13 protein-coding genes are annotated in these 16832 nt (G+C 73.6%); 9 read left to right on the top strand and 4 right to left on the bottom strand.

The window, feature by feature from the left end; all coding sequences use genetic code 11:
• The first annotated feature begins 16 nt into the window (after positions 1 to 16).
• The 4 genes from ABD899_RS00205 to ABD899_RS00190 are packed head-to-tail and all read left to right on the top strand — an operon-like array spanning position 17 to position 4544.
• Positions 17 to 1606 carry a succinic semialdehyde dehydrogenase gene (locus ABD899_RS00205; RefSeq protein WP_345200983.1) on the top strand — a complete coding sequence of 530 codons (1590 nt, stop codon included), beginning with the start codon at positions 17 to 19 and terminating at the stop codon, positions 1604 to 1606.
• On the top strand, positions 1603 to 3465 hold the full coding sequence (locus ABD899_RS00200) for an FAD-dependent oxidoreductase (RefSeq protein ID WP_345200980.1): 1863 nt from the start codon (positions 1603 to 1605) through the stop codon (positions 3463 to 3465). The genes ABD899_RS00205 and ABD899_RS00200 overlap by 4 nt, the downstream gene beginning before the upstream one ends.
• Positions 3462 to 3773, top strand: coding sequence for a DUF1905 domain-containing protein (locus ABD899_RS00195; RefSeq protein ID WP_345200978.1), 312 nt, complete (start codon positions 3462 to 3464; stop codon positions 3771 to 3773). Before ABD899_RS00200 ends, ABD899_RS00195 begins: the two co-directional genes overlap by 4 nt.
• Before the next feature lie 54 nt (positions 3774 to 3827).
• The gene (locus ABD899_RS00190) at positions 3828 to 4544 is read left to right on the top strand and encodes a DedA family protein (protein ID WP_345200976.1); all 717 of its coding nucleotides are present in this window, start codon (positions 3828 to 3830) and stop codon (positions 4542 to 4544) included.
• A 15-nt stretch (positions 4545 to 4559) separates the two neighbouring features.
• Here the strand turns inward: ABD899_RS00190 and ABD899_RS00185 are convergent, their stop codons facing one another.
• Positions 4560 to 6335 carry an ABC transporter ATP-binding protein gene (locus ABD899_RS00185; protein ID WP_345200974.1) on the bottom strand — a complete coding sequence of 592 codons (1776 nt, stop codon included), beginning with the start codon at positions 6333 to 6335 and terminating at the stop codon, positions 4560 to 4562.
• Positions 6335 to 8053, bottom strand: a complete 1719-nt coding sequence (locus ABD899_RS00180; RefSeq protein WP_345200971.1) for an ABC transporter transmembrane domain-containing protein — start codon at positions 8051 to 8053, stop codon at positions 6335 to 6337. Before ABD899_RS00180 ends, ABD899_RS00185 begins: the two co-directional genes overlap by 1 nt.
• Positions 8054 to 8179: 126 nt before the next feature.
• On the opposite strand from ABD899_RS00180, the gene ABD899_RS00175 reads away from it, so the two are divergent.
• From ABD899_RS00175 to asnB, 5 genes are all read left to right on the top strand, one after another.
• Positions 8180 to 9001: an SURF1 family protein gene (locus ABD899_RS00175; protein ID WP_345200969.1), complete on the top strand. Its 822-nt coding sequence runs from the start codon at positions 8180 to 8182 to the stop codon at positions 8999 to 9001.
• Positions 9002 to 9050: 49 nt separating this feature from the next.
• Positions 9051 to 9395 (top strand): DUF3817 domain-containing protein, encoded by a 345-nt coding sequence (locus tag ABD899_RS00170; protein ID WP_345201653.1) that lies wholly within the window; start codon positions 9051 to 9053, stop codon positions 9393 to 9395.
• Positions 9396 to 9486: 91 nt separating this feature from the next.
• Positions 9487 to 11061 carry a glutamine-hydrolyzing GMP synthase gene (gene guaA, locus ABD899_RS00165; protein ID WP_345201651.1) on the top strand — a complete coding sequence of 525 codons (1575 nt, stop codon included), beginning with the start codon at positions 9487 to 9489 and terminating at the stop codon, positions 11059 to 11061.
• A gap of 89 nt (positions 11062 to 11150) precedes the next feature.
• On the top strand, positions 11151 to 12077 hold the full coding sequence (locus ABD899_RS00160) for an alpha/beta hydrolase (protein ID WP_345200966.1): 927 nt from the start codon (positions 11151 to 11153) through the stop codon (positions 12075 to 12077).
• A 154-nt stretch (positions 12078 to 12231) separates the two neighbouring features.
• The gene (gene asnB, locus ABD899_RS00155; RefSeq protein WP_345200963.1) at positions 12232 to 14928 is read left to right on the top strand and encodes an asparagine synthase (glutamine-hydrolyzing); all 2697 of its coding nucleotides are present in this window, start codon (positions 12232 to 12234) and stop codon (positions 14926 to 14928) included.
• Here asnB and ABD899_RS00150 read toward each other — a convergent pair.
• Both ABD899_RS00150 and ABD899_RS00145 read right to left on the bottom strand, forming a co-directional pair.
• Complete coding sequence (locus ABD899_RS00150; protein WP_345200961.1) at positions 14919 to 15962, bottom strand: lysylphosphatidylglycerol synthase transmembrane domain-containing protein; 1044 nt, start codon at positions 15960 to 15962, stop codon at positions 14919 to 14921. The genes asnB and ABD899_RS00150 overlap by 10 nt on opposite strands.
• Entirely contained in the window at positions 15959 to 16807 is an 849-nt protein-coding gene (locus tag ABD899_RS00145; RefSeq protein WP_345200958.1) for a PIG-L deacetylase family protein, read from the bottom strand. Before ABD899_RS00145 ends, ABD899_RS00150 begins: the two co-directional genes overlap by 4 nt.
• Positions 16808 to 16832: the final 25 nt, after the last annotated feature.

Here is a 16832-nt window from a genome sequence, read left to right as displayed (position 1 = left end):
TGGTTACCCTCGGGTAATGGCCGACGTCATCGCTGACCCGGAAACCGACCCTGCCGCCACGTACGCCGTGGACCCGGCGCGGGTGCGGGCCCTCACCGCCCGCGTCATCGCCTCGGGCGAGGACGGCGAGCTGCGCACGACGACCCCGCTCACGGGGGCGCCCCTCGCGGTCCTGCCCGTGTCGAGCGCGCGGGACGTCGCGGTGGCGGTCGACGCCGCCCGGGTCGCCCAGCAGGCGTGGGCCCTCACCCCGGTCGAGCACCGCGCGGCGGTCATGCTGCGCGTGCACGACCTCCTCCTCGACCGGCAGCCCGAGCTGCTCGACCTCGTGCAGCTCGAGTCCGGCAAGGCGCGCAGCCACGCGTTCGAGGAGGTGGCCGACTGCGCCATCGTCGCGCGGCACTACGCCCGCCGGGCCCCGGCGCTGCTGCGCGACACCAAGCACGTCGGGGTGCTCCCGATGCTCTCCCGGGCGGTGGAGCACCACCGCCCCAAGGGGGTCGTCGGCATCGTCTCGCCGTGGAACTACCCCCTGACCCTCGCGGTGTCCGACACGATCCCCGCCCTGCTCGCGGGCAACGGTGTCGTCCACCGCCCCGACAGCCAGGCGTCGCTCACCGCGCTGGCGGGGGCCGAGATCTTCGCCGAGGCCGGGCTGCCGGACGGGCTCCTCCAGGTCGTCCTCGGGCCGGGGAACCCGACCGGGCAGGCCGTCGTCGACCACGCCGACTACATCAGCTTCACGGGGTCGACGGCCACCGGCCGCCGCGTCGCCCAGTCCGCCGGTCGTCGTCTCGTCGGCATCAGCCTCGAGCTCGGCGGGAAGAACACGATGTACGTCGCCGCGGACGCCAACCTGCGCCGCGCCGTCGACGGTGCGGTGCGCGCCTGCTTCTCGTCCGCGGGGCAGCTGTGCGTCAGTGCCGAGCGGCTCGTCGTCCACGCCGACGTCTACGACGAGTTCGTGCCGCGGTTCGTCGAGCGGGTGTCGCGGATGCGCCTGTCGACCGGCCTGCACTGGGGCGCCGAGATGGGCAGCCTCGCGAGCGCCGAGCAGAAGGACAAGGTGCTCGCGCACATCGAGGATGCCGTGTCCAAGGGCGCGCGCGTGCTCACCGGCGGGCGGGCCCGCCCGGACATCGGCCCGCTCGTCGTCGAGCCCACCGTGCTCGAGGGCGTGACGTCGGCGATGGCGTGCCGCGACGAGGAGACCTTCGGGCCGCTCGTGTCGGTCTACCGGGTGCACTCCGACGACGAGGCCGTCCGCCTCGCCAACGACACCGAGTTCGGCCTCAACGCCTCGGTCTGGACCCGGGACGTGCGGCGCGGCCGCGAGATCGCGGGGCGCATCCACGCCGGCACCGTCAACCTCAACGAGGGCTATGCCGCGGCGTGGGGCAGCGTGGCCGCCCCCATGGGCGGGATGAAGTCCTCCGGCCTGGGTCGCCGCCACGGCCGGGAGGGGCTCATGAAGTACACCGAGAGCCAGAACATCACCTCGCAGCACCTCGTGGGCATCGCGCCGCTCGCCGGCATGTCCGACCGGGCGTTCGCGCGCGGGCTCACCGCGGCGCTGCGCGTCATGAAGGCGGTGAGGATGAAGTGAGCACACGAGTCCCGAACGGTCCGGAGGGCCCGGACGTGGATGCCGGCACGGACGTCGACGTCGTCGTCATCGGTTCCGGCTTCGGCGGGTCCGTCTCGGCGCTGCGCCTGGCGGAGAAGGGCTACCGGGTGCTCGTGCTCGAGGCGGGGCGGCGCTTCGCGGACGAGGACTTCGCGAGGACCTCCTGGGACCTGCGCAACTTCCTGTGGGCACCGGCCCTGGGCCTCTACGGCATCCAGCGCATTCACCGGCTCAAGGACGTCATGATCCTCGCGGGGGCCGGCGTGGGCGGCGGCTCGCTCAACTACGCGTGCACGCTCTACGTGCCACCCGCCCCGTTCTACCGCGACGCGCAGTGGGGCGACATCACCGACTGGCAGGCCGAGCTGGCACCCCACTACGACACGGCCTCGCGGATGCTCGGGGTCGTGACCAACCCGTGCGACGGGCCGGTCGAGCGGGTCATGCGCCAGACGGCCGAGGACCTCGGCGTCGGCGACACCTTCCGCAAGACGCCGGTCGGCATCTACTTCGGCCCGCCCGGAGCCCGCACCGCGGACCCCTACTTCGGGGGCGTCGGCCCGGAGCGCACCGGCTGCACCGAGTGCGGCAACTGCATGGTCGGCTGCCGCATCGGTGCGAAGAACACCCTCGTCAAGAACTACCTCGCCCTCGCCGAGGGGCTCGGTGTCGTCATCGAGCCGATGCGCACCGTGACCCGGCTCGGCGTCGTCCCGGGAACCGGCGCGCCGGACGGCACGGGTGAGGTCTACCGCGTGCTCCACGAGCGCACGGGCCCCCGGTCAGGGCGCGACGCCCGGGTCACGACGGCCCGGCACGTCGTCGTCGCGGCCGGGACGTGGGGCACCCAGCACCTCCTCCACGAGATGCGCGACGTCGGCGAGCTGCCGCGGGTCTCGCAGCGGCTCGGCCACCTGACGCGCACCAACTCCGAGGCCCTGCTCGGTGCGACGACCGTCTCGGTGCCGCGGGCGACCGACCTGACCCGCGGGGTGGCCATCACGTCGTCGTTCCACCCGGACGAGGTCACCCACGTCGAGAACTGCCGCTACGGCAAGGGGTCGAACGCGATGGCCCTCCTGGCGGGCGTGCGCGTGCCGCCGGACACCGGCCGCTCGCGGCTGCTCCAGGCCCTCGTCGAGCTCGCCCGAAACCCCCGCGACCTGCGCGTCGTCGGGCTCAACGCCTACCGCTGGAGCGAGCGAAGCATCATCGGCCTCGTCATGCAGACCCGCGACAACTCGCTGCGCACCTTCCGCCGCCGGGGGCTGTTCGGCCGCCACCGGCTGACCTCCGAGCAGGGCCACGGTGAGCCGAACCCGACGTACATCGAGGTGGGGCACACGGCGATGCAGGCCGTCGCGGCGCGGCTGCAGGAGGAGACCGGCCGGCGGGCCGTGGCCGGCGGGTCGTGGGGCGAGGTGCTCGACACGCCGATGACCGCCCACTTCATCGGCGGCGCCCCGATCGGCTCCGACCGCGAGCGCGGGGTGCTCGACCCCTACCACCGCGTGTGGGGGCACCCGGGCGTCCACGTCGTCGACGGCGCCGCGATCTCGGCGAACCTCGGCGTCAACCCGTCGCTCACGATCACCGCGCAGGCCGAGCGGGCGATGTCGTTCTGGCCCAACCACGGGGACGCCGACCAGCGCCCGCGCCAGGGCGAGCCGTACGCCGTGCTGCCGCCGGTGGCGCCCCGCCACCCGGCGGTGCCCGTGGGCTTCCCGCGGGTCGGGCCGGATGCCGGTGCGTCGGGTGGGGCGAGCGGCGCCGCCGGGGCGGCCGGCACGGCCGGTGGCGTGCCCGTGTCGGTGGGTCGCGCGACGATGGGGGGATGAGCGGTTCGACGCCGGGTCCGTGGACCTTCGCCACGACGCTGTGGCGCTGGAGGGAGGGTTCGTGGCGCTTCGTCACGGTGCCCGACGACGTCAGCGACGAGGTCGACGAGGCCGTCGGTGACGCCACCGGCGGGTTCGGGTCGGTGCGCGTCGAGGTCACCGTCGGTACCACCGTGTGGCGCACCTCGCTCTTCCCCTCCGCCGACGCGGGGGCCTACGTCCTGCCGGTCAAGAAGGCCGTGCGCACCGCCGAGGGGCTCACCGACGACGACACCGTGGAGGTGTCGATCCGGCTCGTCGAACGTTGACGCCACAGCAGGGCGGATTCCCCATCGAGCGAGGTCCGTGCGTACCGTTGACCGGTGCAGTCCATCACCGGCCCGGTCGTCGACGTCATCGAGTCCATCGGGGAGGTGGGGGTCGGGGCGCTCCTGGCCCTCGAGACCGTGCTCCCGCCCATCCCCTCCGAGGTCGTCCTGCCCTTCGCCGGGTTCGCCGCGGCGAGCGGGCGCATCGACCCGGTGCTCGCCTGGGTGGCGGCCACCATCGGCTCGCTCGTCGGGGCCTACGTCCTCTACGGGCTCGGCCGCACGGTGAGCTACGAGCGGCTCGAGGAACTCGCCGGCCGGCGCTGGTTCGTCCTCTTCGGGCAGCGTGACCTCGCCCGGGGGCACCGCTTCTTCGAGCGGCACGGCACCGCGATCGTCTTCTTCGGCCGCTTCGTGCCGCTCGTGCGCTCCATCGTGTCGGTGCCGGCGGGCCTGGAGCGGATGCCGCTCGCGCGCTTCACCCTGCTCACCGCCGCCGGGAGCGGGGTGTGGAACGCGCTCTTCATCTGGGTCGGCTACCGGCTCGGCGCCGACTACGCCGTCGTCGAGCGCTGGGTCTCGCCGGTGAGCAAGGTCGTCGTGGCCCTCGTCGTGCTGGGCCTGCTCTGGCTCGCCCTGCGCCGCCGCCGCGAGCAGGCGGCGCTCGACGAGGCCGTCGCCGACGGGGCGACGGTCGAGGAGGCCGAGCAGATCGTCCTCGAGGCCGAGGAGGGAACCCGCCCCGAGCGGGCGGGGAGCGCCACCCGCTGACGTCGCGGGTGAGCGTCAGGACTCGTCGCGCCAGGAGCGCCAGAGCGCGGCGTACGACCCGTCGCGGGCGATGAGCTCGTCGTGGGACCCGAGCTCGCTGACGACACCGCCCTCGACGACGGCCACCCGGTCGGCGTCGTGCGCCGTGTGCAGGCGGTGCGCGATGGCGACGACGGTGCGCCCGTCGACGACGGCGGCGAGGGAACGCTCGAGGTGCCGCGCCGCACGGGGGTCGAGCAGCGAGGTGGCCTCGTCGAGCACGAGGGTGTGCGGGTCGGCGAGCACGAGCCGCGCGAGGGCGAGCTGTTGCGCCTGGGCCTCGGTCAGCGGGTGCCCGCCGGAGCCGACGACCGTCGCGAGCCCGTGGGGCAGCGCCTCGGCCCACTCGAGGGCGTCGACGGCGGCCAGCGCGTCGCGCAGCTCGTCGTCGGTGGCCTCGGGCCGGGGCAGTCGCAGGTTCTCGGCGAGGGTCCCGACGAAGACGTGGTGCTCCTGGGTGACGAGCGCGACCTCCCCGCGCAGCACCGGCAGCTCGAGGTCGACGAGCGGGACCCCGCCGCCGGTCACCCGGCCGGTGCGCGGCCCGTCGATGCCGGCCATGAGCCGGCCGAGCGTCGACTTCCCGGCACCCGACGGCCCGACGATCGCGAGCCGCTCGCCGGGCACGAGCCCGAGCGAGACGCCGTGCAGCACGTCACGGCCCTCGCGGTAGGAGTAGCGCACGTCGTCGACGTCGACCCGGTCACCCTCGGGCCGGGCCCCGGTGGCCACGCGGTCCGGGGGCACCTCCTCGACGCCGAGGATGCGCGCGAGCGAGGTCGCGGCGAACTGGATCTCGTCGAGCCACGAGATGAGCTCCCCGAGCGGGTCGAGCAGCTGCTGCACGTAGAGCGTGACCGCCGTCGCGGCCGCGACCGAGATGTGGCCGGTGAACGCGAGGTACCCGCCCCAGAGCACCGATGTCGCGATCGGGAGGAAGAACCCGATCTCGAGCCAGGGGAACCAGCGCAGCCGCAGGCCCATCGTGTAGGCCTCCGCGTCGCCGCACTCGTCGAGCGCGTCCTGGAAGCGCCGGCCCCGGGCGGCCTGCAGGCCGAGGGCGTCCATCGTGCGGGCGCCCTCGACGGTCTCGGAGGCGACCCCGTTGAGCCGGGCGTAGGAGGCGTGCTCCCACAGGTAGCCGTCACCCGCCCGCGAGAGGTACCAGCGCGAGGTCGGCACCTGCACGACGGCCGCGGTGAGCAGCGCGAGCGCCGCCAGGGGGGAGGTGAGCACGGCCGCGACCGCGGTGGCCGCCACCGTCGTCACCGCGACGACGATCGCCGGGATGCCGAAGCGGATGATGTGCGCGAGCGAGTCGATGTCGTTCGTCGTGCGCGCCACGAGGTCGCCGGTGCCGGCGCGCTCGACGGTCGACAGGGGCAGGCGGACCGAGGAGGCGATGAAGTCCTCGCGCAGCCGGGCGAAGATCAGCTCCGAGAGCACGAACGAGGACCGGCGGGCCACCCAGGTGAGCACGGTCTGCACGACGACGGCGGCGACGAGGATGCCGATGAGCTGGTCGATGCGGCCCAGCCGGCCCTCGCCGGTCGTGACCTCCTCGACGATCTGCCCGACGACCCACGGCCCGAGCAGCGCGACGAGGGCGGCGCCACCGTGCCAGAGCAGCACCCCGGTGAGCGGGCCGCGGTGGTGGCGCAGCAGCGCCCTCGTGTGCGCGACGACGGTGGGGGCGGTGGCGATCGGCAGGGTCCGCGCGGCGTGGTCGGTGCGTCCGAGGAGCGGCGACATCAGTCCTCACCCCGTAGCACGACGTCGCGGTAGGCCGGGTGCGAGCGGAGCAGGTCGTGGTGCCGCCCGGAGGCCGTGACCCGCCCGTCCTCGAGGAGGAGCACGGTGTCGGCCCGGTCGAGGAGCAGGGGGCTGACCGTGACGACGACCGTCGTGCGGCCGGCCCGGTGGGCACCGAGCCGCTCGGCGATCCGCGCCTCGGTGTGCGCGTCGACGGCGCTCGTCGGCTCGACGAGCACGAGCACGTCCGGGTCGCGCACGAGCGCCCGGGCGAGGGCGACGCGCTGGCGCTGGCCGCCGGAGAGGGCGCGGCCGCGCTCCTCGAGGTCGCCGCCCATGCCGCCGTCGATCGCCTCGATGGCGTCGCCCGCGCTCGCGACGTGCACCGCGGCCCACCGGGCCGCGTCGTCGGGCCCGCCGAGCGCCTCGCGCACCGGGCCGCTGAACAGGTGCGGGTCGGCCTCGGAGACGACGACGCGGGCGCGCACCTCGTCGAGGGGCAGGTCGTCGAGCGCCACCCCACCCCAGCACACGCCGTGCCGGCCGGGCAGGAGGCGGCCGAGCCGGTCGGCGACCTCGGCGGTCTCCTCGGGGCGGGCGCTGACGAGCGCCGTGAGCCGGCCGGGTTCGACGACGACGCCGGACGCCGGGTCGAGCAGGGGCGCACCGGGGTCGAGCAGCGCGCCCACCGCGGCGAGGGACGGGCTCGTGGCGTGGTCGGGCCGGACGGCGAGCACCCGGACGACCCGGCGGGCGGCGACCCGGGTGCGGATGAGCTTGTCGACGAACTCGGTCGCGGTCCGCAGCGGCATGGTGAGGAAGGCGGTGTACCCGTAGAAGGCGACGAGCTGGCCCGGGGTGATCTCCCCGGCGACGGCGAGGTGCGCCCCGACGCCGGTCACGACGACGACGAAGACCCCGGGGAGGAGCACCTGGGCGGCGTCGAGCGTCGCCTGGAGGGGCGAGAGGCGCACCCCGGCGCGGCGCACGCGGTCGGACTGCGCGGTGTACCGGGCGAGGAAGGCGTCCTCGCCGCCGATGCCGCGCAGTACCCGCAGCCCCGCGACGGTGTCGGCCCCGAGCGAGGTGAGCCGGCCGGCCTCCGCGCGCTGCGCCTGCTGGCGTCGCTGGAGGGGCCGCACGACGAGCGCGAGCGAGGCGAGCAGGAGCGGGCCCCCGACGAGCATGATGACGCCGAGCAGCACGGAGCCCCGGAGCAGGATCGCCGAGACGACGACGAAGCTCACGACGGCGCCGGCCATCCGCGCCGTGATGTCGAAGGCGTTGCCCATCCGCCAGAAGTCGCTCGCGAAGCTCGTCACGACCTCGCCCGCCGGGAGCTCGCGCGTCAGGGCGGGGCCGGCCCGCCGCACCGCCCGCTCGGTGACGAGCGCGGTGCGGAAGGAGGCGACGAGCCAGTTCCGCACGGCGAACCAGTGCCGGCCGTTCGTCGTCACGGCGCTCACGACGCCCAGGCCCATGATGACGGCCGACCAGGTGACGAGCGCACCGGGGTCGCGGGCGACGAGTCCCTCGTCGACGGCCCGGCCGATGGCGGCGGGCACGAGGGCGACCGACAGCATCCACGGCACGCCGAAGAGCACCCCGCCGAGCAGGGTGCGCCACTGCCGCCGGCCGAGCCACAGGACGAGGCGGTCGGCGTCGAGAGGTGGGGCCGCGTCCGCGTCGATCGCGTAGGGCCAGGAGTGGTGTCTCATCGCCCGTCCACGCTAGGCGGCCGGACGGCCCGCGAGCCACCGAGTTTTCCGAGGTGGGGCGGGGTGCGGATGCCGGGGGTCGGCCGGGCGAGCGGGCGCGCCGTCGCGGTGACGTAGCCTCGAAGAGTGCTGCGGACCGCCCTGAGACCGAGGTTCCTCGGGCTCCTCGCGCTCGTCATCGCCGTCGGCATCGCCTTCGGGTTCCTCGGCCGCTGGCAGCTCGGCGTCGCCGAGAGCACCGCCCACCGCGAGGCGGTCGAGCAGGCCCGGGCCCAGGCCCCCGCCGAGCTCACGACCGTCCTCGAGCCGCACGCGCCCTTCCGCGACGACCTGTCCTCCCGCCCGGTCACGGCGACGGGCCGCTACGCCGCCACCGGCCAGCTGCTCGTGCCCGGGCGGCTGCTCGACGGGGTGCCCGGCCTGTGGGTGCTCACGCCGTTCGTCGTCGACGCGAGCGGCGCCACGCTGCCGGTCGTGCGGGGGTTCGTCACCGACCCCGCGGATGCCGGGTCGCCGCCCGCGGGGACCCTCACCATCGCCGGCGGGCTGGCCCCCGGTGAGTCCCCGGTGAGCGAGCCGGTGCCCGAGGGGCAGATCGGCTCGGTCGACCTCTCGCTCCTCGTCAACAGCTGGCCCGGCGACCTCTACAACGCGTTCGTCTTCCTCGAGGCCGAGGACCCGGCGACCGGGCCCGGGCTCACGAGGGTGCCGACACCGCTCGCCGACACGAGCATCCAGTGGCGCAACGCGGCGTATGCCGTGCAGTGGTGGGTGTTCGCCCTCTTCGCCTTCTGGGTGTGGTTCCGGATGGTGCGCGAGGAGGCCCGGCGAGCGGCCGCCGGGCAAGCCCCGGAACCGGACGGCACGGCATCCGGCGCGATCGCCGTGACGCAGCCCGCCGCGGGGACCCCGGTGGGCGCGGGTGACAATGGTGCGCGTGACGACTGACCCCAGCACCCCCGCCCCCGGCGCCCCGACCGCCACGGCCGGCGGCGCCCTGCACATCGACGACGTCGAGGGCGCCCGCTCGCGGCTGACCTTCTTCAAGGTCATGGCGTTCATCGTCGGGGTGGGGCTGCTCGTGCTCGTCGTCGAGATGGTGCTCGCCTACGGCTTCGGGATGAAGGGTGAGGAGAACCCGCTGCACTGGTGGCCCCAGCCGCACGGCTTCATCTACATGGTCTACCTCGTCGCCACGGCGCTGCTCGGCTTCAAGGTGGGCTGGTCCCTGACGAGGATGGTGCTCGTCATGCTCGCCGGGTGCGTGCCGTTCCTGTCGTTCTGGGTCGAGCGCAAGGTGGCGGCCGAGGTCGAGGCCGGGCTCGTCGCCGCGCGCCAGTAGCCTTGACCGCGTGAGCGACGCCCCCCGCACGGAGCCCCGTCCCCGCCCCCACGAGGGCGTCGGCCACGTCGTAGTCGAGGGCGGCGAGCCGGTGCGCCTCGCCGACCGGCCGGTGCTCGTCGTCGACTTCGGCGCCCAGTACGCCCAGCTCATCGCCCGGCGGGTTCGCGAGGCCAGCTGCTTCAGCGAGGTCGTGCCGCACTCGATGCCGGTCGCCGAGCTGCTCGCCAAGGACCCCGCCGCCGTCATCCTGTCCGGTGGGCCGTCGTCGGTGTACGCCGAGGGGGCCCCGTCGCTCGACCCGGCCCTGCTCGAGGCGGGGGTGCCGGTGTTCGGGATGTGCTACGGCTTCCAGGCGATGGCGCAGGCCCTCGGCGGCACCGTCGAGCGGACCGGCCTGTCCGAGTTCGGCGCCACCCCGGCCCGCGTCCTCGACACCTCGTCGACCCTGTTCAACGGGCAGCCGGCGGAGCAGTCGGTGTGGATGAGCCACGGTGACTCGGTCTCGGCCGCCCCGCCCGGCATGACGGTCACGGCGACGACGTCGGGTGCGCCCGTCGCCGGCTTCGAGGACGACGAGCGCCGGCTCTACGGCGTCCAGTGGCACCCGGAGGTGCTGCACTCGACCTTCGGGCAGCAGGTGCTCGAGAACTTCCTCCTGCGTGGGGCGGGCCTCACCGGGGAGTGGACGGCGGCCAACGTCGTCGACGACCTCGTCTCGGCGGTGCGCGCCCAGGTCGGCGACGCCCGGGTCATCTGCGGCCTGTCGGGGGGCGTCGACTCCTCCGTCGCGGCCGCGCTCGTGCAGAGGGCCGTCGGCGACCAGCTGACCTGCGTCTTCGTCGACCACGGGCTGTTGCGCTCGAACGAGGCCGAGCAGGTCGAGAAGGACTTCGTCGCGGCCACCGGGGTCGACCTCGTCGTCGTCGACGCGCGCGAGCGCTTCCTCACCGCGCTCGCCGGGGTGTCCGACCCCGAGGAGAAGCGCAAGATCATCGGCCGCGAGTTCATCCGCGTCTTCGAGCAGGCGGCCCGCGACGTCGTCGGCGCGCACGAGGGGGCCGGCGACCACCCCGTCGAGTTCCTCGTGCAGGGCACGCTCTACCCCGACGTCGTCGAGTCCGGGGGCGGCAGCGGCACGGCGAACATCAAGTCCCACCACAACGTCGGCGGCCTGCCCGACGACCTCCGGTTCAAGCTCGTCGAACCACTGCGGCTGCTCTTCAAGGACGAGGTGCGCCAGGTCGGGCTCGAGCTCGGCGTGCCCGAGGCCATCGTCTGGCGCCAGCCGTTCCCGGGCCCGGGCCTGGGCATCCGGATCGTCGGCGAGGTCACCGGTGAGCGCCTCGACGTGCTGCGCTCCGCCGACGCCATCGCCCGCGAGGAGCTCACCGCCGCCGGGCTCGACCGCGACATCTGGCAGTGCCCGGTCGTCCTGCTCGCCGACATCCGCTCCGTCGGGGTCCAGGGCGACGGTCGCACCTACGGCCACCCCGTCGTGCTGCGCCCGGTCTCCTCGGAGGACGCGATGACGGCCGACTGGACCCGCGTCCCGTACGACGTGCTCGCGAGGATCTCGACCCGCATCACGAACGAGGTGCGGGAGGTCAACCGGGTCGTCCTCGACGTCACGAGCAAGCCACCGGGCACGATCGAGTGGGAGTGAACGCCTGGAGGGTGGGGACTGCTGTGGCCCGAGCCGTCGGCGTGGCAGGCTGTCCCCGGCATACCCATCGGTAACCAGAGGCGGCGACCATGCAGAGCACGACGACGACGGTGACGGCGAGCGACGGCATCCCACTCCACACCCTGCGGTGGCTGCCCGACGGCCCGCCGAAGGCCGTCGTCCAGATCGCGCACGGCATGGCCGAGCACTCGGCGCGCTACGCCCGCCTCGCCGAGGCCCTCACCGCGGCGGGGTACGCCGTCTACGCCCACGACCACCGCGGCCACGGCGCCACCGCGAGCGAGGCCGACCACGGCTACTTCGCCGACCGGGACGGCTGGGCCACCGTCGTCGAGGACGTGCGCGCCGTGACCCGCTTCGCGCAGGAGGAGCACCCGGGGCTGCCGGTCTTCCTGCTCGGCCACTCGATGGGCTCGGTCATCTCCCGCGCCTACGTCATCGAGGGCAGCCGCGACCTGGCCGGGCTCGTGCTCTCCGGCACGATGGGCGATCCCGGCCTCCTCGGCAAGGCCGGGCTCGCGATCGCCCGCCTCGAGGCGCGCCTGCGCGGCCGGCGCCACGTCAGCCCCCTCCTCGCCAAGCTCTCGTTCGGGCAGTTCAACTCCGCCTTCCAGCCCAACCGCACCGACTCCGACTGGCTCTCCCGTGACCCGGCCGAGGTGGACCTCTACGTCGCGGACCCGCTGTGCGGCCGCACCTTCACGTCCGGGTTCTGGGTGGACCAGCTCGGCGGCATCGGAGAGGTCAACGACCGCCGCCGGGTGGCGCGCGTGCGCCGCGACCTGCCGATCCTCCTCGTCGCCGGCGACCAGGACCCCGTCGGCGACCGCGGGAGGGGCCCGCGCGAGGTGGCCGAGCAGTTCTCCTCCGTGGGGGTCGTCGACGTCACGTGCACCCTCTACCCGGGAGCCCGCCACGAGATCTTCAACGAGACCAACCGCGACGAGGTCACCGCCGACGTCATCCACTGGCTCGACGCGCACCTGCCCGACTGACCCGCAGCCGGGCCGAGCCGATGCCGCGGGGGAGCGGAGTCGGACCGGGCCGGCATCCGTGGCAGGCTTGGACGACGGCATCCCGACGGGTGCCGACGGCATCGCCCCCCGGTGCCGTGTGCACCGCCCCCGAGGACGACAGGACCACTGACGCATGTGCGGCATCGCCGGCTACCACGGGCTCACCGCCGACACCGCGCTCCTGCAGCGCATGAACGACTGCCAGCAGCACCGCGGCCCCGACGGCGACGGCATCGTCACCGACGGGCCCTGCGGGCTCGCGCACCGACGGCTGTCGATCATCGACGTCGCGCACGGGCAGCAGCCGATGGACACCGCCGACGGGCGCTACACCATCGCCTACAACGGCGAGGTCTACAACTACCTCGACCTGCGGGCCGAGCTCGAGGCGCTCGGCCGCACCTTCGCCACGGACAGCGACACCGAGGTCGTGCTCCAGGCCTTCGCCCAGTGGGGCCCCGAGGCCTTCGACCGCTTCAACGGCATGTTCGGCCTGGCCATCTGGGACCGCCACGAGCAGCGGCTCACCCTCGCGCGCGACCACTTCGGCATCAAGCCCGTCTACGTCGCCCGGGTCCGCCACCCGCGCGGCGACGGCGAGGTGCTCCTCTTCTCGAGCGAGATCAAGCCGATCCTCGCGAGCGGGCTGTACGAGAAGAAGGTCAACGACCGCTCCGTGTACCGCTACCTGCGCTTCCGCGCCCACGAGGACGGCACCGAGACCTTCTTCGACGGCATCGAGCGGCTCGCACCCGGTGAGCTGCTCGAGGCCGACGCGGCCGGCATCCGGCGGCGGATGTTCACCCGGCTCAAGGAGGAGCTCCTCGAGCTCGCGACCGAGCAGCGCCCCTATGACGAGGCGGCCGCCGCGGAGTACGAGCGCCGGCTCGTCGAGTCGGTGCGGCTGCGCCTGCAGTCCGAGGTCCCGGTGGGCACGAGCCTGTCCGGGGGGCTCGACAGCAGCGCCGTGGCCGTCATCATCAACCGGCTCCTCAACGAGGGGGACGAGCTCTCGACACGGTCCGTCGGCACCCGCCAGAACACCTTCTCGGCCGTCTTCCCGGGCTCGATCAACGACGAGGAGCGCTACGTCGACGACGTCCTCGACATCTGCACCGGCCACGTCGACGCGCACAAGATCCTGCCGACGGCCGACGAGTTCAAGGCCGACCTGCTCGACTTCGTCCGCACCCAGGAGGAGCCGCTCATCTCCTCCGGCCCCTACGCGCAGTTCCAGGTGATGCGCGAGGCCACGAAGCACGTCACGGTGCTCCTCGACGGCCAGGGCGCCGACGAGATGATGGCCGGCTACATCCCCTACTACTTCGTCTACCTGCGCCAGCTGCGGGCCCAGGGTGCCACCGCGGCGGCCTCGGAGCTCGCGAAGAGCCTCGACGTCCTCTACCGCCTGGGCCGCTTCAAGCTCAAGGCCAAGCTCACCCTCAAGAAGACGGTGCCCACGACCCAGCTGCTCGCGAAGGACTTCGTCGCGGCCCACTCGGGCGAGCGCTACTCCTCCGAGGGCGCGAACCTCAAGAAGCGCCTCGTCGAGGACCTCTTCCACAACTCGCTGCCGAGCCTGCTGCGCTACGAGGACAAGAACACGATGCGCTTCTCGCTCGAGGGGCGCGTGCCGTTCCTCGACAAGGAGGTGCTCAAGTACGTCTTCAGCCTCTCGGACGAGGCGATCATCAAGGACGGCTGGAACAAGAGGGTGCTGCGCGACGCCACGCGCGACCTGCTCCCCGAGTCGATCAACCGGCGCCGCAACAAGATCGGGTTCACGACCCCGCAGGTCGAGTGGTTCATGCGGCTCAAGAACCACTTCTACTCGATCTTCCTCAGCGAGTCCTTCGCCAACCGGCCCTACGTCGACCAGGCCGAGGTCATCGCGGCGTTCGAGGGGTGGGTCAAGGGTGCCAACGACGTCGACACGATGACGTTCTGGCGGCTCATCAACCTCGAGCTGTGGCTGCGCGAGTTCATCGACGACCACGACCACGACGCCGACGCGGACGCCGCGGCCGCCGAGCAGGCGGTGCACGTCAAGACCGACTACGAGCCGAACGCCGGGCGCAGCCTCGACCTCGTCACCTCGCTCGGGGAGGACGTGCGGCGCTACCCCGTGCGCACCGAGCTGTTCAGCCGCGACGACGACCTCGACGCGCGGGTGCTCGAGCACGTCGACCGGTTCTTCGCCGGGCTGCCGTCCGCAGGGCCCGAGCACGAGGCGGCGACCCGCGGGCCGTGGTGGTTCTTCCTCTCCGAGAAGGTCGTGGCGATCACCCAGGGCCGTTCCTACTTCGTGTGGGACATCAAGGTCGGGCGTCCGGCGCGCGTCCTGTCGCGCTACGTCACCCGCACGCCGGCCGGCATCGGACTCGGTAGCCCGTTCACGATGCAGCTCGCGATCCAGGAGGCCGGCCTGCCGCGGGTGCTCTACGCCGCCGCCGGCGGGGCCGTCGGCAAGGTGACCGGGCGCAAGGGCCTGTTCTACGAGCTCGTCGGCAACGACATCAGCGCGATCGACGGGCCCACGGAGTACTCGGCCTACCCGTCGAACGTCTCGGCGAAGCTCGCGCCCAAGGACCCGGATGCCGTCGCGGCGCGGCTCAGTGCCGCGATCCGCGAACGGGTGCCGGAGCCGTGGCGCTCGACCTTCGGGGGGACGGTCATCATGGACGCCAACGACATCGGCCGCAACGTCCTCGGCTCGGACGCCCCGGGTGACCGGACCCGCTTCGAGGAGATGTTCGCCGACAACCCGCTCGGCCAGGGCTCGCAGCAGACCCCGATGGCGATGGTCTTCCTGCGTCCGGGTCAGGCGTAGACGGCTTCCTCGCCCTCGGCGGGGGGCTCGACCTTCGGGCTGGCGGTCCACAGCAGCCAGCCGAGCGCCCCGAGGGGCACCTCCATGAGGTGCGTGAAGATCGAGAAGAGGACGACGCCGGCGGTGGCCCCGGCGGGGTCGGCCCCCCACGCGACGAGGACGGCCGAGGTCGCGGTCTCGGTGACGCCGACGCCCCCGGGTGTGACGCCGATGGTGGTGAGCAGGCGTCCGATGGCGAACGCCGCGAAGAGCAGGGTGAGCGGCAGCGTGACGCCGGTGCCGCGCATGATGAGCACGAAGAGCACGAAGTAGGCGGCGAAGAAGCCGACCATGCCGAGCGACATCGACCACCAGCCGTTCGACACGACGTCGTTGATCCGCGCACGCAGGTCGTGGACGAGGTCGGACACGCGCATCGTGGAGGCCGGGTGGCGGCGGCGCACGAGCGGGCCGATGACAGCGTCGAGCCCCCGGCCGATGGCCTGGGCAGCCCGTTCGCTCGTCATGATCGAGATGAGCGCACCGAGGATCGCGACCCCCGTGAGCATGCCCGCGACGGCGAGCTCGGTGAGCACGGACGGCAGGGCCACCCCGCTCAACCACAGAGTGGCGATGGCGCCCACGGGCAGCGCGATGCGCGCGAGCACGTTCCACACGCCGGTCACGATGACCGAGGTCGACGTCGCCCGGCGGGTGAACCCCCACGACCGGCAGATGGCGTACGTGGCGGCGAGCCCGAGGGCCCCGCCGCCCGGCAGCAGGTTCGACACCGACGACCCGCAGAGGTTGACGATGAGCGCCTTGCCGTGCGTCAGCCCGGGGAGGGAGCCGGTGAAGGTGAAGGTGTAGCACCACAGCCCGAGGAGCATGAGCAGCTGGTAGCCGAGCGCGTGGGACAGCGGGACGGTCGTGATGACGGCCCAGATGTCACCCCACGACGTCTTCGCGAAGTGGGGCAGGCCCCAGATGAGGAGCACGGCGGCGAGGCCGAGGCCGACGACGGCCTGCGCGACCTTCCTCGTGTGCGCGCTCACGGGTCTCCCTCGAAGATGGCGGTGCGTACGGGGCCGCCCGCGGGCAGGGACGGGTCGCGGAACCACTCCCTCCCGAAGACGAGATCGTAGACGGGCCGGGGGATGCGCAGGAACGCGGCCAGGGTGCGGTCGCCGGTCTGCCCGCCCTCGCCGACGGATGCCGCGCCGCCGCCGGTCGCCTGCGACGCGTGCGCCCGCATCGCGTCCCGCTTGGCCCGCACGTGGCGCCGCACGTCGATGCGGTGGGTGATGTCGGAGCGCGCCGAGAAGGCCCGATCGAGGCTCGTCGGGTCGAACTCGGCCGGGAACCGGTAGACGCGTCCGACGGCCCGCACCGCCCGCACGATGGTGTCGCGGGGCACGGTCGCCTCGAGCACCCGCGGGGTGCCGGCGATCCGCGCCGCCAGGGCGCCGACCTCGTGGACCCGCACGTGGTCGCGGTGCCCGTAGCCGCCGTTGGCGTCGTAGGACAGGAGCAGGTCGGCGCGCTCGGTGCGCAGGACCGCCGCGAGCCGTTCCGCGGCCTCGTCGAGGGGAGCCCGGCAGAAGCGGACGACCCCCGGCACATCGGGCTCGGGCCGCGGGCCGCTGCCGCTGTCGGCGTAGCCGAGCCACTCGACCCGCGCGACCCCCAGCACCTGTGCGGAGCGCCGCGCCTCCTCGAGGCGCCGGGTCCCGAGGCCGCCGCCACGGCGCAGCTCCTCGGCCGCGAGGCCGGCGCCGCCGTCCGTCGCCAGCACGAGGACGACCCGGTGACCCTCGTCGGCCAGGCGTGCCATCGTGCCCGCCGTGAGGAGGGCCTCGTCGTCGGGGTGGGCATGGAACGCCACGATCGTGCGGGACATCGTCGACCATCCTCGCGCATGGCAG

The sequence above is a fragment of the Fodinibacter luteus genome (assembly GCF_039541575.1).
Lineage (GTDB): Bacteria > Actinomycetota > Actinomycetes > Actinomycetales > Dermatophilaceae > Fodinibacter > Fodinibacter luteus.
The sequence above is the reverse complement of the archived record's forward strand: the minus strand, read 5'-3'. Positions and strand labels throughout refer to the sequence as shown.

Bases quoted from the DNA above. Each gene is read 5' to 3' on its own strand.
- ABD899_RS00160 (WP_345200966.1), top strand. From the start codon at position 11,151: ATGCAGAGCACGACGACGACGGTGACGGCGAGCGACGGCATCCCACTC.
- ABD899_RS00180 (WP_345200971.1), bottom strand. From the start codon at position 8,053: ATGAGACACCACTCCTGGCCCTACGCGATCGACGCGGACGCGGCCCCA.
- ABD899_RS00145 (WP_345200958.1), bottom strand. From the start codon at position 16,807: ATGTCCCGCACGATCGTGGCGTTCCATGCCCACCCCGACGACGAGGCC.
- asnB (WP_345200963.1), top strand. From the start codon at position 12,232: ATGTGCGGCATCGCCGGCTACCACGGGCTCACCGCCGACACCGCGCTC.
- ABD899_RS00185 (WP_345200974.1), bottom strand. From the start codon at position 6,335: ATGTCGCCGCTCCTCGGACGCACCGACCACGCCGCGCGGACCCTGCCG.
- ABD899_RS00195 (WP_345200978.1), top strand. From the start codon at position 3,462: ATGAGCGGTTCGACGCCGGGTCCGTGGACCTTCGCCACGACGCTGTGG.
- ABD899_RS00205 (WP_345200983.1), top strand. From the start codon at position 17: ATGGCCGACGTCATCGCTGACCCGGAAACCGACCCTGCCGCCACGTAC.